The sequence below is a fragment of the Modestobacter sp. SYSU DS0904 genome (assembly GCF_054051115.1).
Map to the genome: position 1 here is coordinate 1 of NZ_JBJHAQ010000035.1, position 25,807 is coordinate 25,807.

The window sequence follows — 25,807 nt, forward strand, 5'->3', positions numbered from 1 at the left end:
CCCCCCCCCCCCGCCCCCCCCCCCCCCCCCCCCCCCCCCCCCCCCCCCCCCCCCCCCCCCCCCCCCCCCCCCCCCCCCCCCCCCCCCCCCCCCCCCCCCCCCCCCCCCGGGAGTGGTCAGCGGTCGCCGGAGACGACCCGCTCGGCCAGCCGCCCGGTGGCGCGCTGGTGGCACTCCCGCTGCTCGGCGAAGCCCGACTGCAGGGCGTCGGCGAGGACGATCGCCGGGTCGACGGTCTCCGGCGCGAGCTCGGTGGTCTGCGTCATGCCCGGACACGCTAGGGCCTGCGCGGACGCCGTCGGGCCGGACACGAGCGCAGTCAGGTGACGGCTTCGTGACGTTCCGTCCCACCGGGCGCTCAGGCGGGGCTGCCCACCGGCCGGCCCAGGGTCGCGCCCAGCCAGGCGTCGGTCCGCCGGGCCCAGGTGCGCTCGGCGGCCCAGGCCGTGCGGGACGCCGCCCGGTCGGCCGGCTCCTCCGCCGCGGCGACCATCGCCGCGGCCATCTCCGCCGCGGACCCGACCACCGCGACGTGCGGCGGGGCGTCGCTGGAGTGCTCCAGGTGACCGGCGGTGGCGACCACCGGCACCCCGCGCGCGCAGTAGTCGTAGCTCTTCATCGACGACTGGCCCAGCGCGACGCCGGGGACGTCGGGCACCAGGGCCACCGCCGCGGCGTCGAGCACGCCGGCCAGCCGCTCGCGGGGCAGCAGGCCGTGGTGGCGGAACCGGCCGGGGAACTCCGCGGCCAGCGCGCGGAACCGCTCCCGGGCCGGCTGGGCGCGCAGCGAGAAGACCAGCTGGCCGTACACGTCCAGCGTCCAGTCCGGCAGGGCGGTGAGCACCGCCCGGACCAGGTCGACGTCGAACCGCTCGGCGATGCTGCCCACGTACACCGCCGACCGCGGCACCCGGACCGCCGTGCGCGGCGCGGTCAGCAGCGCCTCGTCGGTGCCGTTGGGCACCACCACGGGCGTCCGCCCGGGGAACAGCCCGGCCAGCACCTGGTTCACGACCACCACCTCGTCGGCCTCGTCGGCGATCCGGCGGAGCTGGTCGGGGAGCCCGCGGGCGTGCGGGAGCAGCCGGGCCCAGTCGTCGGTGCAGTCGAACACCACCCGGCCGGGCAGCCCGCGCGCCGCCCGCCAGTCCCAGGGCAGCTGGAACACCGTCAGCTCCGGGTCCCAGTCCGAGCGGCGCAGGAAGCCGCGCAGCAGCGCGGCGTCACCGACCTCGGCGGTCCGGCTGCGCGAGCCGGGCCGCACGGTCGACCGCTCGGTCACCTCGACCCCGGGAGCCGCCGGCAGGAAGCGCCCGCGCAGCAGGTGCCGCCCCCAGCCGACGGGGTCGGTGCGGACCCGCCGCCAGTCGGCCGGCGGCTGCACGAACCGCACCGCGCTGCCCCGGCGCACCAGCTCGGCGGTGATCATCTGCTCGCGGCGGATCGCCGGGTGCCACGGGTCCTTGGCGACGAAGCCGACGGTGCCGGGGGTGGGGTGGTCGGTCAGCACCGGGCTCCCGTCGTCCGCACGCCGCCGACCCTACGATCCCGTTCCCGGCGGTGCTCTGCACACTGTCCCGGTGCGTCTCCCGCCGGCCGTGGTCCACCGCCTGCCGCTGCCGGCCAAGCGGGGCGTGCTGTTCCGGCGGGCGCACGGCCGGTGGCCCGCCCGGGTGCCGCGGACCTTCACCGAGAAGGTCAACTGGCGGGTGGTGCACGATCGGCGCCCGCTGATCGGGCAGCTCGGCGACAAGCTCGCGATGAAGGCCCACGCGGCCGAGGTGCTGCCCGCGCTGCGCATCCCGCGGGTGCTGTGGACCGGCACCGACGTCGCCGGCCTGGCCGGGGCGGACCTGCCCGGCCGCTGGGTGCTCAAGCCCAACCACGGCACCATGCGGGTGCACCTGGGCAGCGGCCGGCCCGACGTCGACCAGCTGCGCCGGGTCACCGCCGGCTGGCTGGACGAGCCGCTGTACCCGACCCGCGGCGAGTGGGTCTACTCCCAGGCCCGGCGACTGCTGCTGGTCGAGGAGTTCCTGGGGTCGGGAGAGGGGTCGGCAGAAGGGCCAGGGGAGGGGGCAGGGGAGCCGCCGGCCGACGTGAAGCTGCTGGTCTTCGGCGGACGGGTGCGGCTGGTGCAGGTCGACACCGGCCGCTCCGGTGACCACCGGCGGCGGCTCTACACCCCGGACTGGACACCGGTCGACGTCGCCGAGGACGTCGCTCCCGGCCCGGTCACCGACCCGCCGGCCTGCCTGGACGAGCTGATCACGGTGGCCGAGGCGCTGGGGGCGGCCTTCGACTTCGTCCGGGTCGACCTCTACGACGTCGACGGCGAGGTCTGGTTCGGCGAACTCACGCCCTACCCCGGCGGGGGGCTGGACCGCTTCGACGCAGGCCTGGACGTGCTGCTCGGGTCGTGGTGGCAGCTGCCCGACCGGTCAGCCGTGCGCCAGTAGCTCGTCGGCGGAGCGGGTGTTGACCACCCGGTCCGGGGTCACGCCGCACTCCACCGCGCGGGTGCACCCGTTGTCCTGCCAGTCGAGCTGACCCGGTGCGTGCGCGTCGGTGTCGATCGCGAACGCGCACCCCAGCTCCACGGCGAGGGTGAGCAGCCGGCGCGGCGGGTCGAGCCGCTCGGGCCGGGAGTTGATCTCCACCGCCGTGCCCGCCTCGACGCAGGCGCGGAACACCGCCTCGGCGTCGAAGTCGCTCTCCGGGCGCGGCCGCTGGGTGCCGTTGCGCTGGCGCCGGCCGATCACCAGCCGGCCGGTGCAGTGCCCCAGGACGTCGGTGTGCGGGTTGGCGACCGCGGCGAGCATCCGCTCGGTCATCTGTGCCCGCGGGGCCCGCAGCTCGGAGTGCACGCTGGCGACCACGACGTCGAGCCGGCCCAGCAGCTCGTCGGTCTGGTCCAGCGTCCCGTCGGCGAGGATGTCGCACTCGATCCCGGTGAGGATGCGGAAGGGCGCCAGCTCCTCGTTCAGCGCCGCGACCACGTCGAGCTGCCGCTCCAGCCGCTCGGGCGAGAGCCCGTTGGCGACGGTCAGCCGGGGGGAGTGGTCGGTGAGCGCCAGGTACTCGTGGCCGATCGCGATCGCCGTCTCGGCCATCTCCCGGATCGGGCTGCCGCCGTCGGACCAGTCCGAGTGGGCGTGCAGGTCGCCCTTGAGCGTGGCCCGCAGCGCAGCGGCGTCGTCGGCCAGCGGCGCCAGCTCGGCGTACGCCTCCTCGAGCCGGCGCAGGTAGGCCGGCACCTCACCGCGGTGCGCCTCGGCGACGACGGCGGCGGTCTTGTCCCCGACGCCCTTGAGGTCGGTGAGGGTGCGGGTGGCGACCCGGCGGTCGAGCTCGGCGTCGTCCAGGCCGCTGACCACGGTGGCCGCGGTGCGGAAGGCCTGCACCCGGTAGGACGGCTCGCGGGCGCGCTCCAGGAGGAAGGCGATCCTCCGGAGCGCGCCCGCGGGGGTGAGCTGCTCGGTCAGCGCTTGATCTTCTTCGTCTGCTTGGCCGCGCGCTTCTGCGCCTTCGCGGCCCGCTTCGAGGCCCGCTCGTAGCTGGCCTCGGCGCCGTGCACCGCCTTCTCGGCGCTGCGGCGCGCCAGCCAGCCCACCGACGGCTTCCCCTCGGTGTCCACGGCGGCGAGCAGCAGCCCGCCGAGCAGGCCGGTGTTCTTCAGGAAGTGCGAGAGCTGACCGAAGCGCTCCTTCGGGTCCTCGTGCTCCCAGAACCGGTGGCCGGCCGCGGTGGTGAACACCGTCGAGCCGGCCAGCGCCAGGGCGGAGACCCGGGGCAGGCGACCGATGGCGAGGAGGCTGCCGGCGCCCACGTGCACCCCGGCATTGATCTTGACCCACTGCTCGACGTCCCTGGGGACCTCGACCGGGAGCTGCTTGTCGGCGACCTCGGTGAGCTGCTCGACGACCGGGGTGGCCCCGGGAACCCGGCTCGACGGGTTCCGGAGGGTGTCGATCCCCCCGAAGATGAACGACGACGCGAGCAGCGGGCGGGCTATCCGGCGGACCAACATCTGCGACCTCTTCCCATCGGTGACGTGGCAGGTGCAGTGCCCCGGCCGTGGCGCGGACAACCACGCCGGCCAGGACGCAGACCTCTACCTCGGACCGTAGTGAGGTGTGCGGCGCTCCGCTGGGCGAGCGCCGCCGCCGCTCAGCTGGCGGGGGTGCTCGGCCGTTCCGCGGCCAGGATGTCGCTGACGTACAGCGGCCGCCCGTCGAGGGTCGGGGCGTCGTCCCGGGCGACGTCGCGGCCGTGGGCGACCGAGATGGTCCGGCCGAGCACGCAACCCACCACGACAGACACGGTCAGCCAGGTCATGCCGATCACTGCGAGGATCATGTGTCTGTTTGTAGTGGAGGACCCTGCCCGTACTCGGGGCGCAATGCCGGCAGGGATTGCCAAGGTGCACCAAGCCCCTTGGCGACTTGTCGACTCGGTGCGGCGTCCCGGTGGTGGATGTGGTGCACGGGGCCCGGGTGGACGGCTGGTGCGTACCGTTGCCCGCCCGGCCGGGCGGTCAGCCGGCCGCGGCGTCCCGTTCCGCGGCGGGGGGCGCGGCGGACGGCGGGGCGGGGAGCACCTTGGCCGGCGACACCATGGCGGTGGCCCCGGCGGGCACGTTCTTGAGCACCAGGGCGTGCGCGCCGATGTGGGCGCCGTCCCCGATCGTGATGGCCCCGACGATCGTGGCCCCCGGCCCGACGTCGACCCGGTCGCCGAGGGTCGGCTGGTCGAACGTGGACGGGCCCTGCTGGCCGAGGGTGACGTGCTGGCGGATCACGCAGTCGTCGCCGATCGTCGCGTGCTCGCCCAGGACGAGGCCCGCGTGGTGCGGGAGCAGCAGCCGCCTGCCGACGACGGTCGACGGGAAGAGCTCGATGCCGTAGACGTTGCGGATCACCAGGATGTTGACCGCGTGCAGCACGGTGCGGAGGACCTTCCCGACCAGGCCCGGTCGGTCGGCGACCGCGATCTGCAGCCGGTGCACAACGAGGGCGTGCAGACCCGGTGCGGTCGACCGGCGGTTGTGGGTCAACCAGTCCTCGCGGATCAGCTCGCGGACGGACGGCGTGGGCGCTTCGGTCACGGTCGATCCCCTTCTGGGCGTCGGATGGTCACGCGCTGGAGCCGGCGTCGACGGTGACGGTCGTGCCGGTCGTCCCGGAGGAGTCGGGCCCGAGCAGGTGGGCCACCGCGGCGGCCACCTCCTCGGCGGTGGCGAACCGGTTCATCGGGCTGCGTCGCTTGATCCGGTCGAGGTTCCCCGACTCCAGGACCTCGGTCATCGCGGTGTCGAGGAAGCCGGGGGCGACCGCGTTCACGGTCACCCCGCGGGCGCCCAGGTCGCGGGCGAGTGAGCGGGTGAACCCCTCCAGGCCGGCCTTGGCCGCGGCATAGACCGACAGCCCGCGGAAGCCGGTGCGGGCCACGATCGAGGAGATGTTCACGATGCGCCCACGGCCGGCGGAGAGCATCGGGCGGCACAGGTACTTGGTGAGCAGCACCGGGGCGAGCAGGTCGAGCTCGACGACCGAGCGGATCTGGCTGTTGTGCATGGTGGGCAGCAGGCCGTCGAGCCCGCTGGCGGCGTTGTTCACCAGGCCGTACGGGCGCCCGTGCGTGCTGATGAGCTCCTTGGCCAGCGCCGGGATGCCGTCGAGGTCGGCCAGGTCGGCGCGGTGGTGCACGTAGCCCTCGCCGATCGCCGCCGGGTCGACGTCGCGCCGGGAGAGCCCGACGACGCGGTAGCCGTCGGCGACCAGCCGCCGCGCGGTGGCGGCGCCCAGCCCGCTGCTGGTGCCGGTGATGAGGACCAGGTCCTGTCCTGCGGGGGTGGTCATCGACGTCCTGCCTTCCCGGTGGGGGTGGTGACCATCTCGGCCACCACCTTGATGGACGCCGGCACGTGCGCCGAGGAGAGCCGGCCGGCCACCTCGGCGCGCAACTGGGCGGGCAGCGCCTTGGTGTCGGCCGACGGCCCGGGGACGACGTCGGCCACCAGGATCGTGCCGCTGAAGGGGTTGGGTCGGGACCGGACGACCGCGTCGGTCACGTCCGGGTGGTTCCGGAGCACCGCCTCGACCACCTCGGGGGACACCATCACGCCGCCGACGTTCAGCAGGCCCGAGGCCCGGCCGAGGAAGCGGACCCGGTCCTCGTCCACCTCGACGAGGTCGCCGGTGCTGACGAACCCGTCGGCGCCGGCTCCGGAGACGTCGGGGGCGTGGACGTGGAGCACGCCGTCCCGGACGTCGAGCCGCACGCCCTTGGGCGGGTCGGCCAGGTAGGCGACCGGGAAGCCCTCGCGGCCGTCGTTGACGGCGAAGGCGGCACCGGTCTCGGTCGAGGCGAAGATGTGCGTGATGCGGGCCGCCGGGTAGGTGCGCGCCAGCGCGTCGAGGACCCGCTGGTCGGCGATCTCGCCGCCCAGGGTGATCTGGGTGAGCGGCAGCGCCGCGCGGTCGGGGCTCTGCAGCACCTGACGCCACACCGTCGGAGTGGCCGAGAGGGCCTCGACGGACCGCTCGGCCAGCCAGTGGAGGCGGTCGGGCAGGGAGGCGTGCGCGGTGGCGTCCAGCAGGTGGTCACCGCCGGCCAGCGCCTGCAGGACGACCTGCAGGCCGGCCATCCGGGTGGGCTCGTAGAGCAGCCCCCAGCGGCGGGGGCGGCGGGGCGCGTCGGGGCCGGGACGGCGGACGGTCCGGGTGAGGGACGCCATCGTGTGCTCGACCGGCTTGGGGGTGCCCGTGGTGCCGGAGGTGAACAGCCGCCAGTGGGTGGCCGCCGGCGCGGGGCGGTCCGGCGGCAGCGTGCCGGCCGGGTCGGGCGACGGGGACTCGGTGGCGGTGTCGTCGAGCTGGACGGCGTCGGCCGGGACGTCGTCGGGCTCCAGCGTGCCGACCAGGTCGACCCGGGAGGCCCAGCCCTCGAGCGAGCGCAGCGCGGCGGCGACCGTGCGGGCGCGACGGGCGCGCAGCACCACGACGGAGCCGGCCGGCACCCGGCGGCGCAGGCCGAAGCCGTCGGCCGAGAGCAGCGCGTCCGGAACGGTGCCCTGCAGGTCCTCGATTGCGGTCTGGGTCGGACTGCTCACTGTGCGTGCTGAGGGGCGTGAGCCGTGTAGATCTGCACGAAGTCACCGAGCGTGCTGGGGTACACCGGCTCGTCCATCTCGGTGAACGGGTCGTACCCGAGGGTCTCCTCGAGGCGGGTGACCAGGACGGCGAAGCCGAGGCTGTCCAGTCCGCTCTCCAGCAGGACCAGGTCGTCGGTGAAGGTGGGGACCTCTTTGCCCTCCTCCTGGAGGAGGTCGGTGATCTCCGAGATGACGGTCTGTCGCAAGCTCGACGGGTCGGTCACGAGTCCTCCTTGTGGTGAGGCGGAAGTGCTGGCGGCGACGTGCCGGTGAGGGGTGGTACCCACGACCGCCTTGCTCACCCTGAGCGACCTTACCCAGAACCTCAAGTTGGGTGAGGGTTGAGTCGTGCAACCCGGGTGGGGCCTCGGCGGAGTGGTCAGCGGGCGCAGTAGACGGTCAGCCGCTGCCGCTTGGTGAAGCGGAACTCGGTGGTCCGCTCGCCGCGCTCGCCGTCGTAGGCGATCTGCTGCGGGCCGGACAGCGAGCGGACCCGCAGCTCGGGTACCTGGAACTCCGCGTGGGAGCTGCTGTGCTCGCCGATCCCGAGCAGGGTGGCCAGCACCGCGCGGGTGCGGCCGAAGCGGAGGTCGGCGCGCAGGTACTGCACGTCGAGCAGCCCGTCCTCCAGGCGCGGCCGCCAGGCGGGGGAGAGCCCGCGGGGGACGTACGCGCCGTTGCCGACGAACAGGATCCACGCCGACACCCGCCGTCCGCCGAGCTCCAGCTCCACCGGGCTGCCGTGCCGCAGCACCTGGGCCGCCGCCACGGTCAGCGCCACCCACCTGCCCAGCCGGCCGGCCAGCCGGTCGCGCCGGCGGACCAGCTCCGGGTAGCTGCCGATGCTCGCGGTGTTGAGGAAGGGCACGCCGTTGACCTCGGCGACGTCGACCTCGACCGCGGCTCCGCGCACCACCGCGTCGGCCGCCTCCGGCGCGGTGGCCACCCCCAGGTCGCGGGCGAAGTGGTTGAGCGTGCCGGCCGGCACCACCACCAGTGGCAGTCCGTGCTCCAGGGCCACCGCCGCGGCCGCGGCGACGCTGCCGTCGCCGCCGGCCACACCCAGCGCCCGGGCCCGCCCGGAGCGGGCGGCCGCGCCGAGGAGCTCGGAGACCCCGGCGTCCTGGGTCAGTTCCAGCACCTCGGCCGCCGGCAGCAGCTCCGCGATGTGCGCGGCCGGGCTGTAGTCCTCCCGGCCCGACCGGGGGTTCACCGCGATCACCAGGCCGGCGCCCCGGGGCAGCGCCGGGGCGTCGGCCGCCGGCCGCACCCGGGCGGGGCGGGTGGGCCGCACCCGCCACCAGTGCTGCGAGGCGAGCGCCAGGGTCGAGCCGACGGCGAACCCGGCGACGACGTCGCCCGGGTAGTGCACCCCGACGTGCACCCGGGAGTACCCGACCCCCAGGGCCACCGGGGCCAGCAGGGCGCCGAGCGCGGGGCTCTCCAGCGCCGCGCCGGTGGCGAACGCCGCCGCCGAGGCGGCGTGCCCGCTGGGGAAGGAGGGGGTGTGCGGCGCCCGGCGGAGCGCGCGGGAGGTGGCGACGGTGGTCAGGTCGGGCCGGACCCGGTGGAACAGCCGCTTGAGCACCAGGTTCACAAGGGCGCTGGAGACCAGCTGCGAGCCCACGCCCCGGACGGCGGCCCGGCGCAGCCGCCCCTCCCGCCGGCCGAGGACGACGGCGAGGCCCAGCCACAGCGCGCCCCGGTCGGCGGCGGTGGACAGCCGGCGCAGCCACCCGTCGGCCCGCGTGGTGGGCAGCCGGCCGATCCGGGCGTACAGGTCGGCGTCCCAGCCCAGGGCCGGGAACCTGCTCGCGCGGCCGGCCGGCCGGGGTCCGCCGCGGGCGTGCGGGCGGTGCGGGGCAGTCGGGCCCGTCATCAGGCGCGCTGGCGGGCGCGGTAGGCGGCGACGGTGGACCGGCTGGCGCAGGTGTTGGAGCAGTACCGGCGGCTCGCGTTCCGCGAGGTGTCGACGTAGACGTCGTCGCACCCCTCGGCCGAGCAGACGCCCAGCCGGCGCCAGCCGTGCTGCACCACGACCTGGGACAGGCCCATCGCGACGGTGGTGATCAGCTGCTCGAGCGCATCGGCGTCGGGCCGGGCGTAGTGCAGGTGGAGCTCGCCGTCGTGGTCGGTGGCGTACGGACGGGGTGAGGCGAGGGCGAGCAGGGCGTTGAGCCGCTCCCTGACCGTCGGCTCGCTGTCGGCCAGCGCCACCTCGCGCACGAGGGTGGAGGTGTGGGCCACCTCCGTCGCCTCCTCCGGGGTGAGGTCGAGCGCCGTCCCGTCGGTGAACCACTCGTCGTGGCCGGCCAGGAACTGCTGCACCTCGGCCGGGTCGTCCAGTGCTGCGTTGGCCAGGTCGATGGCCAGTTCCACCGCTGTCGACCCGTAGGTGTCGTAGTTCATTTGACTCCCTACCCCGTCGGTCCGTAGTCTCCGGAACCTGTAGGCGGTCAACATCTGTTCACCGCCTACCGATTCCCCGCCTCGCACGACCCCGGAGTGAGTGGAGCCATGCGTTCGTACCTCGCCGTGTGGCGGCTCCCGTCCGCCCCGGTGCTGTTGCTGGCCGGCTTCGCCGGCCGGCTGCCGTCGTCGATGATCCCCCTCGCCCTGCTGCTCATGGTGCAGCGGCAGACCGGCTCGTACGCGATCGCCGGTGGGGTCTCGGCGATGTTCGGGATCGCGACGGCCGTGATGGCCCCGGTGCTCGGCCGGCTGGCCGACCGCCGCAGCCCCCGGCGGGTGCTCCTCGTCCAGTCCGTCGTCCACCCGCTGCTGCTCACGGCGGGGGCACTGGTGGTGCTGGGCCGCGCCCCGGCGTGGGCGATGCTGCTGGCCGCCGCCGGGATCGGCGCGAGCACGCCGCTGGTGTCGGGCACGGTGCGCGCGCTGTGGTCGCGGGTCGACCCGCGGGTGCGCCCGACCGCCTACGCGCTGGACGCCACCTCGACCGAGCTGGTGTTCGTCGCCGGCCCCACGCTCGTCGCCGCGCTGACCTTCTGGGCCCGTCCCGCCGTCGCGCTCGCCGTGGCCGGCGTGCTCGGGGTGGCCGGCGCGCTGGGCATCGCGACCAGCCGGGCGATGGGTGCCTGGCGGCCGGTCGCCGCCGACGGTCCGCGCCGGCTGTTCGCCACCGTCACCACGCCGGGGATGCCGCGGGTGCTGCTCAGCGGCACGGCACTGATGCTCGGCATCGGAGCCCTGGAGGTCGCCGTCCCGGCGTTCGCCTCCGCGGCCGGCACACCGGGGATGTCGGGCGTGCTGCTCGCGGTGTGGGCGCTGGGCTCGTCGCTGGGCGGCCTGTGGTTCGGCGCCCGGGTGCTCAGCGTCTCGCTGCCCCGTCAGTACCGCTGGGGGATGCTCGGCATCACCGTCGGCCTGGCCCCGCTGGCCGCGGTCTCCAGCCCGTGGCTGCTGGGCGTGCTGCTCTTCCTGGGCGGGACGGCGATCGCCCCCACGCTGACCGTGCAGAGCTCGCTGGTCGGCTCGATCGCCCCGGCGTCGGCGACCACCGAGGCCTTCACCTGGCTCTCCACCGTCTCCTTCGGCGCCTCGGCGATCGGCGCGGCGGCCGGCGGTGCGCTGATCGAGACCTCGGCCGGGGTGGCCGGCGCGCTGGTGCTGGCCACCGCGGCGGCGGCGGTCGCGGTGGCGGTGACGCTGCTGCCGGGCCGCCGTCCGTCGGCGCCCGCGACGCCGGCGCGGGGCGTCGTCCACGCCTGAGGCACCTGCGGGTGTGCTGAGGAGGGTGTGGGGCTCGGGTACGGCGGGCCCCGGGGACCCTCGTTGGGGCTCCCCGGGAGGCGCTGGTAGTCTTCTTTCTCGGTGGTTCCGGGTGTACTCGGAACCCGGGAGGCTTCGCCTAGTCCGGTCTATGGCGCCGCACTGCTAATGCGGTTTGGGGTAACCCCCCATCCCGGGTTCAAATCCCGGAGCCTCCGCGCAACAACTGAACAGCACGCACCCGTAGCTCAACGGATAGAGCATCTGACTACGGATCAGAAGGTTAGGGGTTCGAGTCCCTTCGGGTGCACGTCTGGTTGAGACAGCGCGCGGCCCCGTTCTCCTCGGAGAGCGGGGCCGTTCGTCTGTCCGGGCCCCGGCCGGTCCAGCGGGTAGCCGGTGCCGACGTCGAACTCGACCTCCGGCACGGCCGTCAGACTGCCCGCGGCACATGACGGTCTCGTTGCGATCGCCGCACGCACGCATCCTGGGCGGTCCTGCCGAGCAGTGCACCTGGGTCCCGTGGGCCTCCGCCCACTCGTCGAGGCGCCGGGGGTGTGGGTCATCGCCGAGGAGTCGCAGCGGCGACTGCCGCCGGACCCTGGGTCCGCGCGCGGTGGTCGGCGGGGAACTGCCGGGGTGCTGCTGCGGCTGCTGCTGGCCGTCGTGGTGGCCGGTGGGCTCGTCGCCGGCGTGCTGGCCCCGTGGCTGGCCGGCGTGGGCCTGGCCGCCAAGCAGGGCGGTGCGCTGGTGCAGCCGGTGGAGGACCCGGCCGTCGACGACCGGCTACCCGGCAACACCCGGGTGCTCGCCGCGGACGGCTCGCTGATCACCGAGTTCTACCGGCGCAACCGCACCCCCGTCCCGGGCGAGCAGATCGCCCAGGTGGCGAAGGACGCCCTGGTGGCGATCGAGGACGCGCGCTTCCGTGACCACCCCGGCGTCGACCCCCGGGGGCTGACCCGGGCGCTGCTGAAGAACATCGTCGCCGGCGAGGTCGCCGAGGGTGGCTCGACGATCACTCAGCAGCTGGTCAAGCAGCTGCGGCTGCAGACCGCGGAGGACGCCGCCGGCCGCGCCGACGCCACCGCCGACACCCTCGGCCGCAAGCTCAGCGAGGCGCAGATCGCACTGGCCCTCGAGCAGCGCTACAGCAAGGACGAGATCCTCACCCGGTACCTGAACACCGTCTACTACGGCAACGGCGCCTACGGGATCGCCGCCGCCGCGCAGCGCTACTTCGCCACCACCCCCGACCAGCTGACCGCCGCGCAGGCGGCCCTGCTGGCCGCGATGGTCCGCAGCCCTTCCGCCTACGACCCGCTGACCGCCCCGGAACGGGCGATCGGCCGCCGCGACCTGGTGCTCACCCGGATGGCCGAGGTCGGGCTGCTCGACCCCGCCGCCGCCGTGGCCGCCCGCGCCGAGCCGCTGGGCATCGTCGACGGCGGTACCCCGCCCAACGGCTGCGCCGACGCGCGGATCGGCGACTTCTTCTGCGGCCACCTGCTGGGCGTCCTGGCCGACCGCTACGGCCTCACCCGCGAGCGCCTGCAGGCCGGCGGGCTCACCGTCCGCACGACCCTGGACCCCGCGCTGCAGCAGGCCGGCGATGCCGCCGTCCGGCAGGCCCTGGCCACCGACGACCCGCGGGCCGGCATCTTCGTCGCCGTGCAGCCGGGTACCGGCCGGGTGCTGGCGATGGCGGTCAACCGCGAGTTCGGCCTGGACGAGAGCGACCCGGCGCAGACCACGCTCGACCTCCCCGCCGTCGCGGGGCAGGGCACCGGCTCCACCTACAAGGTGTTCACCGCGGTGGCCGCGATGGAGGCCGGCTACGGCCTGGACCTGGAGCTGCGCACCTCCGACCCGTACGTCTCCGGTGTCTACCGGGACGGTGACGAGCCCTACGAGGTGCAGAACGCCGGCCGCTACCCGTCCCGGCTGGACATGGAGGAGGCGCTCTACCGCTCCTCCAACACCTACTTCCTGGCGCTGGAGGACCTGCTGGGCAGCGTCGAGGCACCGGTCCGAGCCGCCCAGCGGATAGGGCTGCGCAGCCTCGACCCGGTGGCCGACCAGGTGGTGGCCGAGAACCGCGGGTCGTTCACCTTCGGTGCCGAGGCGACCAGCCCGCTCGCGCTGACCAACGCCTACGCCACCCTCGCCGCCGGCGGCACCGCCTGCCGGCCGCTGCTGGTGGAGGAGGTGCTCGACCGCACGGGGCAGCCGCTGACCGGTCCGGAGGGGCAGCCGCTGGGCGGGCAGCCGGAGTGCACGCCCGAGGCGATCGCGCCGGGCATCGCCGCCACCATCAGCCAGGCGCTGCGCAAGGACGTCGAGCCGGGCCACGCCGGCCAGACCGGCCGCCGCGCGTACGTGCCCGGCCACGAGATCGCCGGCAAGACCGGCACCTCGCAGGACAACTACTCGGCGACCTTCGTCGGGTACACCCCGGAGTTCGCCGCCGGCGTCATGGTCTACGACCCGAAGGAGAACCGGGACGTCGGCGGGTTCGGCGGCGGCATCCCGGCGACCATCTGGCGGGAGGCGATGACGCCGGTGCTCTCCGATCGCCCCGTCGCGCCCTTCCCGCCGGCCGACCCCGAGTACCTGCGCGGTGCGCGCGCCGCGGTCCCCGGTGGCTGCGTCACCAACGGTGCGAGCGCCTGCCAGTCGCTGCTGGCCGAGGCGGGCTACGAGCCGGTGCGCCGGGTGGTCGATGCCGCGGTGCCGGCCGGTCGCGTCGTGGGGCTGCGGCCCGGCGCCGGGACACCGCTGCCGCCCGGGCAGCAGGTGGTGGTGCTGGTGAGCAACGGCTCCCGGTACAGCCCTCCGCGCCCCTCGCCGACCCCCGAGCCGACCCCGGAGCCGACTCCGACGCGAACGCCCGCGCCGGAGCCCGCGCCGGAGCCCGCCCCGGCACCCACGCCCGCCCCGGCACCGGAGCCCACCCCGTCGCCCGAGCCTGCCCCGCCGGCTCCCGAGTCCGAGCCGGCTCCCGAGCCCACGCCCGAGCCCACGCCGGAGCCCACGCCGGAGCCCACGCCGGAGCCCACGCCGGAGCCCACGCCGGAGCCCACGCCGGAGCCGACGCCGGAGCCGGAGCCCATGCCCGAGTCGGAGCCCGCCCCCGAGCCGACGCCGGAGCCGACGCCCGAGCCCACGCCGGAGCCCACGCCCGAGCCGACGCCGGAGCCCACGCCCGAGCCGGAGCCCACGCCCGAGCCGGAGCGCACGCCCGAGCCGGAGCCCGCCCCCGAGTCCGAGCCCACGCCCGAGCCCACGCTGGAGCCGACCGCCGCGTCCCCCTCGGGGCAAGGAGAGGGCGCGGCGACGAGCGGCTGATCGGAGTTGGCGGGCGGGGGGCCGGTCCTGACGGTCTGGCCGCGTTGGTCGGTCCACCCAGCAGTGGGTGGCCATTGGTAGCCGGCTTCCCCCGCCCGCACCTGACTGTGAGCCAGCTCACTCAGTGGCGTCAAGAGGGTGACGGCGTGCCGTCCGCGCCGCGCGGGACGACGAGCACCGGCACCGGCGTGACGCGCACGATCTCCGTCGCCGTCGACCCGAGGAAGACCTGGGCCGGCGGGCCGAGCCGCGACGAGCCGATCACCAGCGCGTCACCCGGCTCCCACGGCACGGCCGCCACCGCACCGGCCCACCCGGCGCCGCGGGCCAGCACCGTCTCCGGGGCGGGGCCCGGGCCCGGCCAGCTCCCGACGACCTCCTCCAGCGATCCGCGGGCCTGCCCGGCCCACTCCTCGCCGACCAGCTGCTCGACCCGCGGCCCGGTCTCCGAGGGCAGTGTCGCCGCCCGCTCGGGCACGAAGGTGACCATCCGCACCGGCACTCCCCAGCGTGCGGCCGCCGCCCGGGTGGTGGCCAGCGCCTCGCGCGAGCGCGCCGTCCCCGCCCACGCGCAGGTCAGCCGGTTCGGTCGCCCCGGCCCGGCCCAGTCCCGCGGCGCCAGCGCGAGCGGCACCGGGGAGCTGCGCAGCAGCTGCTCGGCCACCGACCCGGTGGTGAACCGGCCCGGCGTCGAGGCGGCCGAGACCCCCAGCACCAGCACCCGCGCCCGGTACCGGTGCACCGACTCGATCAGTCCTGCGGGCACCGACGCCCCCGGCACCACCGCGGTGCGGACGTCGTCGACCCCGGCCCGGCGCAACCCGGTCACCGCCTCGGCCTGGCGGGTCACGGTCAGCGCCGCCCGCCACTGCAGGTACTCCCGGTCGATGCGGGAGGCGATCGCGCTGATCGGGCCCGGCGGCACCACGGTCGCCACCACGGCGGGCGAGTCCTCGACCAGCGCCAGCCCCGCGGCCAGCTGCAGTGCGGCGTCGTCCCCGCTGCCGTGCTCGGCGGCCTTCCAGCCCAGCAGGACCGTCACCGGCACGTCGTCCGGAGCGACGGGGCGCGCAACGACGGTTCGGGCACCAGGGCACTGTGCCGCGTCGGTGCGCCGTTGACCACCCGGACCGTCGTCGCGCGGCTGCCGGGCGGACGGCCTCGCCGGTCACCCCGACAGCCGCGCACCCGCGGCTCAGGGCCGGCGGACCAGCACCTCGGGGGTGAGCTGGTCGACGGCGGTGTGGCCGGTCAGGCCCAGGGTGAGGTCGAACTCGCCCAGCACGTCCTCGACCACCTGCCGGACGCCGTCCTCGCCGGCCAGCCCCAGCCCCCACACCCACGGCCGGCCCAGCAGCACCGCCCGGGCGCCGAGCGCGACGGCCACCAGCACGTCGGCGCCGCTGCGCACCCCGCTGTCGAACAGCACCGGCATCCGGTCGCCGACCGCGGCGACGACGCCGGGCAGCGCGTCCAGCGCCGCGATCGAGCGGTCGACCTGCCGCCCGCCGTGGGTGCTGACCACCAGGCCGTCGACGCCCTCGTCGGCCGCCCGCCGCGCGTCGTCGGGGTGCAGCACGCCCTTGAGCACGATGGGCAGCCGGGTGCGCTCGCGCAGCCAGGCGAGGTCGGCCCAGGTGATCGAGGGCCGGGAGTAGATGGCCAGGAAGGTCTCCACGGCGGCCCGGGGGAGCGGGGAGCGCAGGTTCTCCACCAGCGGCCCCGGCCAGGCGCGGGCCATGCCGACCAGCGCGCGGACGGCGGCGAGCGTGGGCCTCGGCTGGGGGTCGCGGGGGGTGCCGGCCGCCGCGGCCCGCTCCTCGACCAGCCGGCGGAACACCGGGTCGGAGGTGTACTGCGCGATCCCCTTGCCCAGCGCGAAGGGCAGGTGACCCAGGTCCAGGTCGCGCGGGCGCCAGCCGAGCATCGTGGTGTCCAGGGTGACGACGACGGCCTCGCAGCCGCTGGCCTCGGCCCGGTCCAGCAGGCTCGCCACCAGCTCGTCCGAGGTCGACCAGTACAGCTGCATCCAGCGCGGGCTGTCGCCCATCGCCGCGGCGGTGGTCTCCATCGGCACCGACGCCTGGTTGGAGAAGACCATCGGCACACCGAGCGCCGCCGCCGCGCGGGCCACGGCGAGGTCGGCCTCGGGGTGCACCAGCTCGAGCGCGCCGACCGGGTCCAGCAGCACCGGGGCCGGCAGCCGTCGGCCGAACAGCTCGACCGAGCTGTCCCGGGTGCTCACGTCGCGCAGCACCCGCGGCACCACCGCCCAGCGGTCGAAGGCCGCGCGGTCGGCGCGCTGGGTGTCCTCGTCGCCGGCGCCCCCGGCCACGTAGCCGTGGGCGCGGGGGTCCAGCCGGCGCCGGGCCCGTTCGGCCAGCGCCCGGTAGACGGTGGGCACCCGGGGGCGCCGCCCGTAGACGCCCGCCCGGTAGACGGTGTCCTGCCGCTGTCGTCCGGTGCCGGCCGCTGAGCTCACCTCGGCCACGGTAGCGGCGGGATGTGACCCGGCTCTCGGTGACCTGCGCTCGCCGGCACCGGAGAGCGGCCCCCGGCGCGGCGGTGCCGACACGCCGGTGACACGCGTGGGGCTCGTGTGACGAACGGACGACGGAACGGCGGCTGTGGACATAGTCGGGGCACGTCCTGGGCAGAGCAGCGGCACAGCCGTCCGCCGGGCGCGCGAGAACGGGGGCGAGCAGTGCCGACGACGACACCGTCCGGGCGCGGTCGACTGCGCCCGACCGGCGCGTTCGCGCTCGCCGCGGGTGCCGCCCTGGTGGCCGGCGTCGTCCTCGCACCGCCGGCCGCCGCGATCGACGACCCCCGCCGCCCCGGCGTCCAGATCACCCACGGGCCCAGCTGCGGGCCGGCGGTCGTCCGGGTGCTGGTCACCAACGGGTCCGAGCCGCACCGGGTCGCGCTGGTGTTCGACGGCGCCACCGAGCAGGCCAGCGCCGACCTCCCGGCCGGCGCGCAGGCCGAACTCACCAGCTCCGACGTCGACTGGGGGGTCACCGTCGACGTCTCGGTCACGGTGACCGACCCCGACGGCACCGCCGAGGCCCCGGTGCAGCTGGGCACCTACACCCGGCCGAGCGCCGAGGACTGCGCCGCGGTCACCGCGCCACCGTCCGCCCCGGTCGAGCCCGTGCCGCCGTCGTCGGAGCCGCCGCCGTCCTCGGAGTCGCCGTCGTCCTCCGCGCCGCCGGCCACGGAACCGCCCTCCTCGTCGGAGCCGCCGTCGACCTCGGCCCCGCCGTCGTCCTCGGCCCCGCCGTCGTCCTCGGCCCCGCCGTCGTCCTCGGCCCCGCCGTCGTCCTCGGCCCCGCCGTCGACCGAGCCGGTCGAGCCCGAGCCGTCGTCCCCGGTCCCGTCGTCCGCCGCGCCGTCGACGTCGGCTCCTGCGTCGGTGCCGCCTCCGCCTCCGCCTCCGCCGGCGACCGAGGCGCCGGACGGCCCGGTGCCCGCGCCGCCGCCCCCCGCGCCGGCGCCCGTCCCGGGTGTGCCGGGGACCACCGCGCCGCCGCCGCCCCCGACGTCCGCGCCGGCCACCGACGGCCCGGCAGCGTCCGTCGCCCCGGGTGGCGTGGTCACCGTGCGGGCCTCCGGGTTCGCGCCCGGCGAACCGGTCACCGTCTTCATGAGCGGCGTCGCGGAGCCGCTGGCCACCGTCACCGCCGACCCGGACGGCCGGGTGGAGGCGGTCCTCCAGATCCCCCGCGAGGTCGCCCTCGGCGCCGCCGGGGTGGAGCTGGTCGGGAGCCGGTCGACGGCCCGCGCCGGGCTGGACCTCCAGGTCGCCGCCCGCGACCAACCGGTCGCCGAGGACTCCGGCTCCCCGCCGGCGCTCGTCGCCGGCATCGCCCTGCTGGCCACCGCAGGCACCCTCGGTGTCGTGGCCCGCCGGCGCTCCCGCGGTGGCGACCGCCCCCCGCACTGACGCGCACCGCCGCCCACCCAGCCACCCACCGGCCCACGGAGGACCCGACCCACCATGGAGCAGCACACCGACCCGCGATCCGACGGTGCCCCCGCCCGGGGCGTGCCGCGGGACGTCAGTGGGCTCGCGGCTGCCGGGCCCACCGCCACCGAGACCTGGCTGCGGATCGTGCAGGTGCACGACCGGGTCACCCGCCGGGTCGACTCCGCCCTGCACCGGCAGCACGGCGTCTCGCTCACCGGCTTCGAGGTGCTCCGCCGGATCGCGGAGTCGCCCGGGGAGAGCGCGTCGATGGGGGAGCTGGCCGAGGCGGTCGGGCTGTCCCGGCCGGGCATCACCAGCACGGTCAACCGGCTGGTCGCCGAGGAGCTGGTCACGCGTGAGCGGGTCGGCGGCGACCGGCGGCTGCTGCACGCCCGGCTCACCGACGTCGGCCGGGAGCGGGTGCGTGCCGCGGGCCGGACGCACGACGACCTGGTCGCGCACCTGCTGACCCTGCTCGGCGACGACGCCGGCGTGGTCACCGATGCGCTCGCCCGGGTCTCCGCCGCCGCCCGCCGCCCCCGCTGACGCGCGAACTCGCCGTGCCGCCGCGCCCGCGGGGCGGGTCGGTCCCGGACGGCGACACGCCCGGGCGAGGGGTGAACGTCGCCCGACCGGGGTAGTGCGGGTCCCGGCCGGGAGAAACTTCAAGGCCGTAGTGTTTCGGCCACGATCTTGTGGGCACCGTCGCGGGCATGACGGGTGCGCTGGCCAACTGCACGCTGGTCGTGCCGACCATCGGCCGACCGTCGCTCGACGTGCTCCTCGACGCGCTGGCCGGCGCCACCGGTCCGCGCCCGGCCGAGCTCGTGCTGGTCGACGACCGGCCCACCGGCGCCCCGCTGCGGCCCGACCGCGACGGCCTGCCCCCGGTCCGGGTGGTGCGCACCGGCGGCGGTGGTCCGGCCCGCGCGCGCAACCTCGGCTGGCGGGTCGCCCGCGGTGAGTGGATCGCCTTCCTCGACGACGACGTCGTCCCCGACCCCGACTGGTACGCCCGGCTCGCCGCCGACCTGGCCGGGCTGCCCGCCGACGTCGCCGGCACCCAGGGCCGGGTGCGGGTGCCGCTGCCCGAGGGGCGGCGCCCCACCGACTGGGAGCGCGGCACCGCGGGCCTGGCCACCAGCAGCTGGATCACCGCCGACCTCGCCTACCGCCGCGCCGCCCTGGCCGCGGTGGGCGGCTTCGACGAGCGCTTCCCCCGGGCCTTCCGCGAGGACTCCGACCTGGCACTGCGGGTGATGGACACCGGCGCCCGGCTCACCCGCGGCGAGCGGTGGATCACCCACCCGGTGCGTCCGGTCGACCGCTGGGTGAGCGCCCGGGTGCAGGCCGGCAACGCCGACGACGTCCTGATGCGCCGGCTGCACGGCCCGAGCTGGCGCGAGCGCGCCGACGCCGCCGTCGGCCGCCGGCCCCGGCACCTCGCCGTCACCGCCGCCGCGCTCGCCGCGGTGGGGCTGGCGGTGGCCGGGAAGCCCCGGGCCGCCGCGCTGGCCGCGCTGGGCTGGGCGGCCGGCACGGCGGAGTTCGCCTGGGCGCGCATCGCCCCCGGCCCGCGCACCCGCGACGAAGTGGCCACGATGGCGCTGACCAGCGCGGTCATCCCGCCGCTGGCCACCTGGCACTTCCTCCGCGGCGCCGTCGTGCACCGGGACGTCACCCCCTGGCGGGGCCTGCCCGACCTGGTGCTCTTCGACCGCGACGGCACGCTCGTGCACGACGTCCCCTACAACGGCGACCCGGCGCTGGTCCGCCCGGTCGAGGGTGCGCGCGAGCTGCTGGACGCGCTGCGCGCCCGCGGCGTGCGCATCGGCCTGGTCACCAACCAGTCCGGCGTCGGTCGGGGGCTGATCACCCGGGCGCAGGCCGACGCGGTCAACGCCCGGGTCGCCGAGCTGCTGGGCCCCTTCGACACCGTGCAGGTGTGCCCGCACGCCCCCGAGGACGGCTGCGCCTGCCGCAAGCCCGCGCCCGGGATGGTGAAGGCGGCCTGCGCCGAGCTCGACGTCGACCCGGCCCGTTGCGTGCTCGTCGGCGACATCGCCGCCGACGTGCAGGCCGCGGCGGCCGCGGGTGCGGCCGGCATCCTGGTGCCCACGCCGGTCACCCGCCCCGAGGAGGTCACCGCCGCCGCCCACCGCGCGCCGACGCTCGCCGAGGCGGTCGACGACGTCCTGGCCGGGTCGTGGTGACCGCCCCCGCCTCCCACCGCACGGTCCTCGTCGCGCGGCTGGACAACGCCGGCGACGTGCTGCTGCAGGGCCCGCTGGTCCGCGCGGTCGCGGCCGCGGCCGACCGCGTGGTGTTCCTCGCCAGCCCGCAGGGCACCGCTGCCGCCGAGCTGCTGCCCGGCGTCGACCAGGTGCTCACCTGGCACTGCCCGTGGATCGACGGGAACCCGCAGCCGGTCGACGCCGCCGACCTGGCCGCGCTCGCCGACCGGGTGCGCGCGCTCGGGGTCGACGAGGCGGTGATCAGCACGAGCTTCCACCAGTCGCCGCTGCCGCTGGCGCTGGTGCTGCGCACCGCCGGCGTGTGGCGCATCTCCGCGATCAGCGTCGACTACCCCGGCTCGCTGCTCGACGTCCGGCACCGCGTCGACGACGACCTGCCCGAGCCGGAGCGGGCGCTCTCGCTCGCCCGCGCGGCCGGGTTCGAGCTGCCGGACGGCGACGACGGGCGGCTCGCCGTCCGCCGTCCCCTCCCGCCCACCGACCACGCGCCTGGGTACGTGGTGCTGCACCCCGGCGCCTCCGTACCCGCCCGCGCCTGGCCCGCCGAGCGGTGCGCCGCGGCCGTCGAGGAGCTCAGCGACGCCGGCTGGCGGGTGCTGGTCACCGGTGGCCCGGGCGAGCGCGCGCTCACCGCCGCCGTCGCCGGCACCCGTGGCGTCGACCTCGGCGGCGCGACGACGCTGGCCGAGATGGCCGCGCTGCTCGACGGCGCCGCCGCGGTCGTCGTCGGCAACACCGGCCCGGCACACCTGGCCGCCGCCGTCGGCACGCCCGTCGTCTCGCTGTTCTCCCCGGTCGTGCCGGCCGTGCGGTGGGCGCCCTACGGCGTCCCCACCGTGCTGCTGGGCGACCAGTCCGCCCCCTGCCGGGACACCCGGGCGCGCGAGTGCCCGGTGCCGGGGCATCCCTGCCTCACCTCCGTCACCGCCGGCGACGTCGTCGCCGCCGTCGAGAAGCTGGTCGCCGCATGAAGGTCCTGCTCTGGCACGTGCACGGCTCCTGGACGACGGCGTTCGTCCAGGGCGCCCACGAGTACCTGCTGCCCGTCGTCCCCGATCGCGGCCCGGACGGGCTGGGTCGCGCCCGCACCTGGGACTGGCCGGCGTCGGCCAGGGAGGTGACCCCCGAGCAGCTCCGCGCGGAGCAGCCCGACGTCGTCGTGCTGCAGCGCACCCGCGACCTCGAGCTGGTCCGCGAGTGGCTGGGCCGCGAGCCCGGCCGGGACCTGCCCGCGGTGTTCCTCGAGCACAACGCCCCCGGCCCCGACACCGGCACGGGTGCGGTGCCGGACACCCGGCACCCGCTGGCCGACCAGCGCGACATCCCGATCGCGCACGTCACCCACTTCAACGCGCTGTTCTACGACAACGGCTCGGCGCCCACGGTGGTGATCGAGCACGGCATCGTCGACCCCGGCGAGCGGTACACCGGCGAGCTGGCCCGGGCCGCCGTGGTGGTCAACGAGCCGGTGCGCCGCGGCCGGTACACCGGCGGCGACCTGCTGCCGCTCCTCGCCGGGGCCGCTCCCCTGGACGTCTTCGGCATGGGCCTGGCCGGGCTGCACGAGCGCTACGGGCTGGACCCGCAGCGGGTCGCGCTGCACGACGACCCGCCGCAGGCCGCGATGCACGCCGAGCTGGCCCGCCGCCGGGTCTACGTGCACCCGGTGCGCTGGACGTCGCTCGGGCTGTCGCTGCTGGAGGCGATGCACCTGGGCCTGCCGGTCGTCGGGCTGGCCACCACCGAGGCGGTGGAGGCGGTGCCGGCCGAGGCCGGCGTGCTCTCCACCCGGCCGGAGCGGCTCGCGGCCGCGGTGCGGCACTTCATCGACGAGCCCGACGCCGCCCGGCTGGCGGGCAAGGCCGCCCGCGCCGCCGCACTGGACCGCTACGGCCTCGACCGGTTCCTCGCCGACTGGGACCGGCTCCTCGGAGAGGTGACCCGATGAGGACCACGTACCCGACTCACCCCGTCCAGCTGATGGCGTCCCGTTGCGAGGTCACCCGATGAAGATCGACATGGTCAGCGAGCACGCCAGCCCCCTCGCCGCCATCGGTGGCGTGGACGCCGGCGGGCAGAACGTGCACGTCGCGGCCCTGGCCGCCGGCCTGGCGATGCGCGGCCACGAGGTCACCGTGCACACCCGCCGGGACGACGCCGAGCTGCCCGACCGGGTGACCACCGCCGACGGCTACACCGTCGCGCACGTGACCGCCGGCCCGGCGCGCACCGTGCCCAAGGACGACCTGCTGCAGCACATGGGCACCTTCGCCGAGGCGCTCGCCGCCGAGTGGGCCGCCGAGCGCCCCGACGTGGTGCACGCCCACTTCTGGATGAGCGGGCTCGCCTCGGTGCAGGCGGCCGCGCCGCTGGGCGTCCCGGTGCTGCAGACCTTCCACGCCCTCGGTTCGGTCAAGCGCCGCCACCAGGGCGACGCCGACACCTCGCCCGAGCAGCGCATCGACCTGGAGCGCGGGCTGTGCCACGACGTGAGCCACGTGGTCGCCACCTGCACCGACGAGGTGTTCGAACTGCGCCGCCTCGGCCTGCCCAGCGACCGGGTCTCGATCGTGCCGTGCGGCGTCGACACCGGGGTCTTCACCCCGGACGGCCCGGTCGCGCCGCGCTCGGGCCGCCAGCGCCTGCTCGTGCTGGGCCGGCTGGTCGAGCGCAAGGGCCAGGAGGACGCCGTCCGGGCGCTGGTGCACGTGCCCGACGCCGAGCTGGTCGTCGTCGGCGGCCCGGACACCGGGGCGCTGGACACCGACCCGGAGGTCACCCGGCTGCGCGCCGTCGCGGAGACCCTCGGCGTCGCCGACCGGCTGGTGTTCACCGGCGCCGTCGCCCGCGCCGACGTCCCCGCCTGGGTGCGCTCGGCCGACGTGGTGCTCGCCGTCCCCTGGTACGAGCCGTTCGGCATCACGCCGCTGGAGGCGATGGCCTGCGGGCGCCCGGTGGTCGCCACCGCCGTCGGCGGGCTGGTCGACACCGTGGTCGACGGCCGCACCGGCCTGCTCGTCCCGCCGCGCGACCCCGCTGCCCTGGGCGAGGCGCTCGCCGGCCTGCTGGCCGACGACGTCCGCCGCACCGCCTACGGCGCCGCCGGGGTGACCCGGGCCCGCACCCGCTATCGCTGGTCGCGGGTCGTCGCCGACACCGACGCCGTGTACCGCCAGGTCCTCGCCGCCCGCACGCCGGTGGAGGTCGCCCGATGAGCCCCCGTGGAGCAAGCCCGATGAGCGTCACCCCGTTCCCCTCGGCCCCGCTGACCGACCGCGAGGTCGTGTCGCCCGACAGCTGCACCCACCTCACCGGGCACGACCACGTGGCCTCGCTGACCTCGGCACTGGGCGACCTCACCGCGCAGGTCGACACGCTCAACCGCTGGGGGCAGCTGCTCGCCGACGTGCTGTGCTCCTCGACCCGCGGCCGGCTGCTCGCCGCCGGCAACGGGGGCAGCGCCGCGCAGGCCCAGCACCTCACCGCCGAGCTGGTCGGTCGCTACCGCGCCGACCGGCCGCCGTTCTCCGCGATCTGCCTGACCGCGGAGACGTCGTCGCTGACCGCGATCGCCAACGACTACCCGCCCGACGAGCTGTTCGCCCGCCAGGTCGAGGCGCACGGCCGCGCCGGTGACGTGCTGGTGCTGCTGTCCACCTCCGGCCGCTCGCCCAACGCGGTGGCCGCCGCCCGGCGGGCCAAGCAGTGCGGCATCACCGTGCTGGCGATGACCGGGCCGGCGCCGAACCCGCTGGCCGCCGTCGCCGACGACACCGTCGCCATCGACTCACCGTGGACCGCCACCGTGCAGGAGTGCCACCTGGTCGCCCTGCACCTGCTCTGCGCCGCGTTCGACGCCGCGGTCCTCACCGAGCCCAGCCGGATCCCGACGGCGAACCACGTCGAGGTGGTCCGGTGAGCGGCGCGCGCGCCCGGTCTGCCGCGGCCCCGGTCGTCGTCGTCGGCGACGCGCTGCTCGATGTCGACCTGGTCGGGACGGCGTCCCGGCTGACCCCCGACGCCCCGGTGCCGGTGGTCGAGGACGTGCAGACCCACGAGCGCCCCGGCGGCGCCGCGCTGGCCGCCGTCCTCGCCGCCCGGTTCGCCGGCGACCGCGAGGTGGTGCTGATCGCGCCGCTCGCCGACGACGAGGGCGCCCAGCGGCTGCGTGCCCTGCTCGACGGGCGGGTGCGGCTGATCGAGATCCCCGCCACCGGCGGCACCGCGGTCAAGCAGCGCGTGCGGGTCGGCGACCACTCCGTCGTCCGGATCGACAGCGGCGCTCCGTCGGCGACCCTCGGTGCGCTGCCGGCCGAGGCCGCCGCCGCCATCCGGGACGCCGCCGCCGTCCTGGTGGCCGACTACGGCCGGGGGACGACGTCGGCCCCCGACGTGCGCGCGGCGCTGGCCGCCGCCTCGGGCCCGGTCGTCTGGGACCCGCACCCGCGGGGCGCCGATCCGGTGCCCAGCGCCCGGCTGGTCACCCCCAACGGCCCCGAGGCCGCTCGCGTGGTCGGGGCCGGCGTGCCCGGGAACGGGCTGGCCGCCGTCGGCGCCCGCGCCGAGGCGCTCATCCGGCACTGGGGCGTCGGCGCCGTCGCGGTCACCCTCGGTGCCCGTGGCGCGCTGCTCTCCTACGGCGAGGGTGCGCCGATGGTCGTGCCCGCCACCCCCGTCACCGGGGGTGACCCGTGCGGGGCCGGGGACTCCTTCGCCGCCGCGGCCACCGTCGCGCTCGCCGGCGGCGCCGTGACCGGGGACGCGGTGACCACCGCGGTCGCCACCGCCGGGGCCTTCGTCGCCCGCGGTGGGGCCACGTCCTGGGACGCCGTCGCCGCCGAGCCGCCGACGCCGGCCGCCGACGTGGCCGACCTGCTGGCGCGGGTGCGCCGGGCCGGAGGCACCGTCGTCGCCACCGGTGGCTGCTTCGACCTGCTGCACGCCGGGCACGTCGCCACCCTGCGGGCCGCCCGCGGACTGGGCGACTGCCTGGTCGTGTGCATCAACTCCGACGCCTCGGTGTCCCGGCTCAAGGGGCCCTCCCGGCCGCTGGTGTCCGCCGAGGACCGGGCCCGGGTGCTGGAGGCGCTGGAGTTCGTCGACGCCGTCGTGGTCTTCGACGAGGACACCCCCTCGGCGGTGCTCGAGCAGCTGCGGCCCGACGTGTGGGCCAAGGGCGGCGACTACGCCGGCGCCGACCTGCCCGAGGCCGCGGTGCTCCGGCAGTGGGGCGGCCAGGCCGTCGTCCTGCCGTACCTGCCCGGCCGCTCGACCACCGCCCTGGTCGAGCGCTCCCGGGTGTGAACGACCCCACGAGGGCAGAAATGGCCATTCCTGCCCCTGCAGGCT

At 76.5% G+C, this 25,807-nt stretch carries 24 protein-coding genes and 2 tRNA genes; 13 read left to right on the plus strand and 13 right to left on the minus strand.

Going from position 1 to position 25,807, the window contains the following annotated elements; all coding sequences use genetic code 11:
- Positions 1 to 116: 116 nt before the first annotated feature.
- Together ACI79U_RS17660 and ACI79U_RS17665 are read right to left on the minus strand one after the other, a co-directional pair.
- A complete protein-coding gene (locus ACI79U_RS17660; RefSeq protein WP_457070607.1) occupies positions 117 to 266 on the minus strand; it encodes a hypothetical protein in 150 nt (49 codons plus the stop codon).
- 92 nt (positions 267 to 358) lie between these two features.
- A complete protein-coding gene (locus ACI79U_RS17665) occupies positions 359 to 1,510 on the minus strand; it encodes a hypothetical protein (protein ID WP_457070605.1) in 1,152 nt (383 codons plus the stop codon).
- A 70-nt stretch (positions 1,511 to 1,580) separates the two neighbouring features.
- Between ACI79U_RS17665 and ACI79U_RS17670 the strand changes: the two genes are divergently transcribed.
- A complete protein-coding gene (locus ACI79U_RS17670; protein WP_457070603.1) occupies positions 1,581 to 2,459 on the plus strand; it encodes an ATP-grasp fold amidoligase family protein in 879 nt (292 codons plus the stop codon).
- Here the strand turns inward: ACI79U_RS17670 and ACI79U_RS17675 are convergent.
- The 9 genes from ACI79U_RS17675 to ACI79U_RS17715 form a co-directional block, all read right to left on the minus strand.
- Positions 2,442 to 3,485, minus strand: a complete 1,044-nt coding sequence (locus ACI79U_RS17675; RefSeq protein WP_457070609.1) for a PHP domain-containing protein — start codon at positions 3,483 to 3,485, stop codon at positions 2,442 to 2,444. The two genes, ACI79U_RS17670 and ACI79U_RS17675, sit on opposite strands and share 18 nt — an antisense overlap.
- On the minus strand, positions 3,482 to 4,030 hold the full coding sequence (locus tag ACI79U_RS17680; RefSeq protein ID WP_457070601.1) for a DoxX family protein: 549 nt from the start codon (positions 4,028 to 4,030) through the stop codon (positions 3,482 to 3,484). Before ACI79U_RS17680 ends, ACI79U_RS17675 begins: the two co-directional genes overlap by 4 nt.
- Positions 4,031 to 4,170: 140 nt before the next feature.
- Positions 4,171 to 4,359 carry a hypothetical protein gene (locus ACI79U_RS17685; protein WP_457070599.1) on the minus strand — a complete coding sequence of 63 codons (189 nt, stop codon included), beginning with the start codon at positions 4,357 to 4,359 and terminating at the stop codon, positions 4,171 to 4,173.
- Positions 4,360 to 4,537: 178 nt separating this feature from the next.
- Positions 4,538 to 5,107, minus strand: coding sequence for a serine O-acetyltransferase (locus ACI79U_RS17690; RefSeq protein ID WP_457070597.1), 570 nt, complete (start codon positions 5,105 to 5,107; stop codon positions 4,538 to 4,540).
- A 28-nt stretch (positions 5,108 to 5,135) separates the two neighbouring features.
- On the minus strand, positions 5,136 to 5,861 hold the full coding sequence (locus ACI79U_RS17695) for an SDR family NAD(P)-dependent oxidoreductase (RefSeq protein ID WP_457070596.1): 726 nt from the start codon (positions 5,859 to 5,861) through the stop codon (positions 5,136 to 5,138).
- Complete coding sequence (locus tag ACI79U_RS17700) at positions 5,858 to 7,114, minus strand: AMP-binding protein (RefSeq protein ID WP_457070593.1); 1,257 nt, start codon at positions 7,112 to 7,114, stop codon at positions 5,858 to 5,860. Before ACI79U_RS17700 ends, ACI79U_RS17695 begins: the two co-directional genes overlap by 4 nt.
- Entirely contained in the window at positions 7,111 to 7,380 is a 270-nt protein-coding gene (locus ACI79U_RS17705; RefSeq protein WP_457070591.1) for an acyl carrier protein, read from the minus strand. The genes ACI79U_RS17700 and ACI79U_RS17705 overlap by 4 nt, the downstream gene beginning before the upstream one ends.
- 155 nt (positions 7,381 to 7,535) lie before the next feature.
- Entirely contained in the window at positions 7,536 to 9,035 is a 1,500-nt protein-coding gene (locus ACI79U_RS17710; protein ID WP_457070589.1) for a phosphatase PAP2 family protein, read from the minus strand.
- A complete protein-coding gene (locus ACI79U_RS17715) occupies positions 9,035 to 9,565 on the minus strand; it encodes a CGNR zinc finger domain-containing protein (RefSeq protein ID WP_457070587.1) in 531 nt (176 codons plus the stop codon). The genes ACI79U_RS17710 and ACI79U_RS17715 overlap by 1 nt, the downstream gene beginning before the upstream one ends.
- Before the next feature lie 108 nt (positions 9,566 to 9,673).
- Between ACI79U_RS17715 and ACI79U_RS17720 the strand changes: the two genes are divergently transcribed.
- The 4 genes from ACI79U_RS17720 to ACI79U_RS17735 all read left to right on the plus strand — a co-directional run bounded on the left by ACI79U_RS17720 (position 9,674) and on the right by ACI79U_RS17735 (position 14,233).
- Positions 9,674 to 10,885, plus strand: a complete 1,212-nt coding sequence (locus ACI79U_RS17720; RefSeq protein ID WP_457070585.1) for an MFS transporter — start codon at positions 9,674 to 9,676, stop codon at positions 10,883 to 10,885.
- 128 nt (positions 10,886 to 11,013) lie between these two features.
- Positions 11,014 to 11,103 (plus strand) — tRNA-Ser (locus ACI79U_RS17725).
- A gap of 19 nt (positions 11,104 to 11,122) precedes the next feature.
- A tRNA-Arg gene (locus ACI79U_RS17730) sits at positions 11,123 to 11,195 on the plus strand.
- A 212-nt stretch (positions 11,196 to 11,407) separates the two neighbouring features.
- The gene (locus tag ACI79U_RS17735; protein WP_457070583.1) at positions 11,408 to 14,233 is read left to right on the plus strand and encodes a transglycosylase domain-containing protein; all 2,826 of its coding nucleotides are present in this window, start codon (positions 11,408 to 11,410) and stop codon (positions 14,231 to 14,233) included.
- 130 nt (positions 14,234 to 14,363) lie between these two features.
- On the opposite strand, the gene ACI79U_RS17740 is transcribed toward ACI79U_RS17735, so the two are convergent.
- Positions 14,364 to 15,275, minus strand: coding sequence for a universal stress protein (locus ACI79U_RS17740; protein ID WP_457070581.1), 912 nt, complete (start codon positions 15,273 to 15,275; stop codon positions 14,364 to 14,366).
- 153 nt (positions 15,276 to 15,428) lie between these two features.
- Positions 15,429 to 16,715, minus strand: coding sequence for an alpha-hydroxy-acid oxidizing protein (locus ACI79U_RS17745; RefSeq protein WP_457070579.1), 1,287 nt, complete (start codon positions 16,713 to 16,715; stop codon positions 15,429 to 15,431).
- Between the two features lie 222 nt (positions 16,716 to 16,937).
- Here ACI79U_RS17745 and ACI79U_RS17750 point away from each other — a divergent pair, with 222 nt between their 5' ends.
- The 8 genes from ACI79U_RS17750 to rfaE2 all read left to right on the plus strand — a co-directional run bounded on the left by ACI79U_RS17750 (position 16,938) and on the right by rfaE2 (position 25,762).
- Complete coding sequence (locus tag ACI79U_RS17750) at positions 16,938 to 18,179, plus strand: hypothetical protein (RefSeq protein WP_457070577.1); 1,242 nt, start codon at positions 16,938 to 16,940, stop codon at positions 18,177 to 18,179.
- A 54-nt stretch (positions 18,180 to 18,233) separates the two neighbouring features.
- On the plus strand, positions 18,234 to 18,749 hold the full coding sequence (locus ACI79U_RS17755) for a MarR family winged helix-turn-helix transcriptional regulator (RefSeq protein WP_457070575.1): 516 nt from the start codon (positions 18,234 to 18,236) through the stop codon (positions 18,747 to 18,749).
- Between the two features lie 167 nt (positions 18,750 to 18,916).
- Positions 18,917 to 20,416: an HAD-IIIA family hydrolase gene (locus tag ACI79U_RS17760; protein WP_457070573.1), complete on the plus strand. Its 1,500-nt coding sequence runs from the start codon at positions 18,917 to 18,919 to the stop codon at positions 20,414 to 20,416.
- Positions 20,413 to 21,429 carry a glycosyltransferase family 9 protein gene (locus ACI79U_RS17765; RefSeq protein WP_457070571.1) on the plus strand — a complete coding sequence of 339 codons (1,017 nt, stop codon included), beginning with the start codon at positions 20,413 to 20,415 and terminating at the stop codon, positions 21,427 to 21,429. Before ACI79U_RS17760 ends, ACI79U_RS17765 begins: the two co-directional genes overlap by 4 nt.
- On the plus strand, positions 21,426 to 22,406 hold the full coding sequence (locus ACI79U_RS17770; protein WP_457070569.1) for a glycosyltransferase: 981 nt from the start codon (positions 21,426 to 21,428) through the stop codon (positions 22,404 to 22,406). The genes ACI79U_RS17765 and ACI79U_RS17770 overlap by 4 nt, the downstream gene beginning before the upstream one ends.
- 58 nt (positions 22,407 to 22,464) lie before the next feature.
- The gene (locus ACI79U_RS17775) at positions 22,465 to 23,673 is read left to right on the plus strand and encodes a glycosyltransferase (RefSeq protein ID WP_457070567.1); all 1,209 of its coding nucleotides are present in this window, start codon (positions 22,465 to 22,467) and stop codon (positions 23,671 to 23,673) included.
- Between the two features lie 20 nt (positions 23,674 to 23,693).
- On the plus strand, positions 23,694 to 24,377 hold the full coding sequence (locus tag ACI79U_RS17780) for a D-sedoheptulose-7-phosphate isomerase (RefSeq protein WP_457070565.1): 684 nt from the start codon (positions 23,694 to 23,696) through the stop codon (positions 24,375 to 24,377).
- Positions 24,374 to 25,762, plus strand: coding sequence for a D-glycero-beta-D-manno-heptose 1-phosphate adenylyltransferase (gene rfaE2 / locus ACI79U_RS17785; protein ID WP_457070563.1), 1,389 nt, complete (start codon positions 24,374 to 24,376; stop codon positions 25,760 to 25,762). The genes ACI79U_RS17780 and rfaE2 overlap by 4 nt, the downstream gene beginning before the upstream one ends.
- Positions 25,763 to 25,807: the final 45 nt, after the last annotated feature.

What these genes read in the sequence shown, in the direction of transcription:
- ACI79U_RS17660 (WP_457070607.1), bottom strand. Translation starts at nt 266, where the DNA reads ATGACGCAGACCACCGAGCTCGCGCCGGAGACCGTCGACCCGGCGATC.
- ACI79U_RS17680 (WP_457070601.1), bottom strand. Translation starts at nt 4,030, where the DNA reads ATGTTGGTCCGCCGGATAGCCCGCCCGCTGCTCGCGTCGTCGTTCATC.
- ACI79U_RS17685 (WP_457070599.1), bottom strand. Translation starts at nt 4,359, where the DNA reads ATGATCCTCGCAGTGATCGGCATGACCTGGCTGACCGTGTCTGTCGTG.
- ACI79U_RS17695 (WP_457070596.1), bottom strand. Translation starts at nt 5,861, where the DNA reads ATGACCACCCCCGCAGGACAGGACCTGGTCCTCATCACCGGCACCAGC.
- ACI79U_RS17710 (WP_457070589.1), bottom strand. Translation starts at nt 9,035, where the DNA reads ATGACGGGCCCGACTGCCCCGCACCGCCCGCACGCCCGCGGCGGACCC.
- ACI79U_RS17715 (WP_457070587.1), bottom strand. Translation starts at nt 9,565, where the DNA reads ATGAACTACGACACCTACGGGTCGACAGCGGTGGAACTGGCCATCGAC.
- ACI79U_RS17720 (WP_457070585.1), top strand. Translation starts at nt 9,674, where the DNA reads ATGCGTTCGTACCTCGCCGTGTGGCGGCTCCCGTCCGCCCCGGTGCTG.
- ACI79U_RS17755 (WP_457070575.1), top strand. Translation starts at nt 18,234, where the DNA reads ATGGAGCAGCACACCGACCCGCGATCCGACGGTGCCCCCGCCCGGGGC.
- ACI79U_RS17760 (WP_457070573.1), top strand. Translation starts at nt 18,917, where the DNA reads ATGACGGGTGCGCTGGCCAACTGCACGCTGGTCGTGCCGACCATCGGC.
- ACI79U_RS17770 (WP_457070569.1), top strand. Translation starts at nt 21,426, where the DNA reads ATGAAGGTCCTGCTCTGGCACGTGCACGGCTCCTGGACGACGGCGTTC.
- ACI79U_RS17775 (WP_457070567.1), top strand. Translation starts at nt 22,465, where the DNA reads ATGAAGATCGACATGGTCAGCGAGCACGCCAGCCCCCTCGCCGCCATC.
- ACI79U_RS17780 (WP_457070565.1), top strand. Translation starts at nt 23,694, where the DNA reads ATGAGCGTCACCCCGTTCCCCTCGGCCCCGCTGACCGACCGCGAGGTC.